The organism is Neisseria sp. P0021.S007, from assembly GCF_051956855.1.
On the sequence record NZ_JBQCXA010001837.1, the window covers coordinates 1 to 430 of the forward strand.

At 48.8% G+C, this 430-nt stretch carries 1 pseudogene; it reads right to left on the reverse strand.

What is annotated here, in order from left to right:
- A pseudogene (locus ACTHUR_RS21720) lies at positions 1–332 on the reverse strand (FAD-dependent 5-carboxymethylaminomethyl-2-thiouridine(34) oxidoreductase MnmC); the annotation flags it as partial.
- Positions 333–430 lie beyond the last annotated feature (98 nt).

Consider the following 430-nt stretch of genomic DNA (forward strand, 5'->3'; position numbering starts at 1 on the left):
GGGCGTACTTGGGGGATGGCTTCGGTTTGCCATTCGATATGATGGAAATGTTCGTGTAAGCGGTCGGCACGGTGTGGAGGAACCATCCAGAGATGCACATTAGGCAATAGGTTTTCCAAAACATTAACGCTGTTGAACTGAAGGCATTTCATGGCTTGAGCGAGACGGTTGTTTAGACGGCCTTCAAGCTCGGAGGGATGATTGGACAGCGGAAAATCGGGAATATTGTTTTCAGGCAGGCAGACAATCAAATAAAGCGGCGCGGTATGTTGTTCGATGGCGCGGCAAAGGGTAGCAAGGGTGGGTGTGGTGTTCCAAGCAAGGCAGGTCATGATGAAAGGCCGTCTGAAAAAAGAGGCTTTATTGTAACGCGGTTTGCGCGGATAGAATATCCGGACGGGTTTTGATAGAATCGCATGATATTTTGATT